General features: G+C 53.1%; 1 protein-coding gene. It reads left to right on the forward strand.

The features are described from left to right. The first annotated feature begins 37 nt into the window (after positions 1 to 37). A complete protein-coding gene (locus OSO_RS0100130; RefSeq protein WP_010581590.1) occupies positions 38 to 1288 on the forward strand; it encodes an ISL3 family transposase in 1251 nt (416 codons plus the stop codon). Positions 1289 to 1303 lie beyond the last annotated feature (15 nt).

Raw genomic sequence — 1303 nt, forward strand, 5'->3', positions numbered from 1 at the left:
GGTCCATCCGGAAATTCTGTGGGTTTGATATATTTGCATGATTTCTGGGAGTGCGGCGGTGCAGGATCGGGAATTGTATCAGCAGATTCTTGGGCTGAAGAGTCCTTGGACCGTTTCTGAGGTGTCGTTGAGTCTTGAGCAACAGCAGGTCGATGTCTTCGTTGAGCATCCTGGAGGCACGAAGTTTTGTTGCCCCGAGTGCGATCAGTCATTGCCTTGTTACGACCACACGGCCGAGCGTCAGTGGCGGCATCTGGATAGCTGCCAGTTCAAGACCATTCTTCACGCGAGCATCCCGCGCGTCGATTGCCCGACGCACGGAGTGAAACAGGTGAACGTACCCTGGGCCCAGAAAGGCAGTCGCTTCACGATCCTGTTTGAGCGTTTTGCGGTTGAGGTGTTGTTGGCGACTCAAAATGTGAAAGGCGCGATGGGCATCTTGCGAACGAAATGGGATCAGACCTGGTCCATCGTGGAGCGGGCCGTGGCTCGTGGAAAGGCACGCAAACAAACTCGTCCCGTCCCTCACGTGGGCATCGATGAGAAAGCTTTTCTCAAAGGACAAAATTACATCACGCTCGTCTATGATCTGGATCACAGCACCGTCGAAGCCATCAGTGATGGAAACGACACTGAGGCCGGATTTCAAGCACTTTCTGCCCTCTCAGAGACTCAGCTTCAGTCGATCGAAGCGATCGCGATGGACATGAGTCCGGCGTACGTCAAAGCCGCCAAGCAAGCCATTCCCTTGGCGGAGACCAAGATCGTCCATGACCGATTTCACATCATGCAGATAGCTACGAAAGCCGTCGACAAAGTCCGTCGCACAGAACATCGTGAACTCGTCAAAGAGGGCGACGATCGACTCAGCAAAACGAAGTATGTCTGGTTGACCAGTCAGGAGAATCTCAGTGAGAAACAGCGGACGGTGTTCGAATCGACATTCGATCTGCAGCTGAAAACGGGAAAAGCCTGGGCCTTCAAGGAAATGCTGCGTGACCTTTGGGGGCAAGACTCCGCAGCCACTGCAACGACCTATTTCCAAGACTGGTACAAACGAGTCATTCACACGAATCTCGAACCGATGAAATCCGTGGCTCGTTCAATCAAGGAGCGATTGGACCACGTCGTCAGCTACTGCACCCACCGCATCACGAATGGAGTCGCGGAAGGAATGAATAGCAAAATCATGTCCATCAAAAGACGTGTCGGTGGCTTCCGTAACCGCAATAACTTCAAAACCGCCATCTTCTTCTACTGCGGGGGACTCAGCCTCTACCCACAATAAAACCGGATGGACCCA

Source organism: Schlesneria paludicola DSM 18645, assembly GCF_000255655.1.
Taxonomy (GTDB): domain Bacteria; phylum Planctomycetota; class Planctomycetia; order Planctomycetales; family Planctomycetaceae; genus Schlesneria; species Schlesneria paludicola.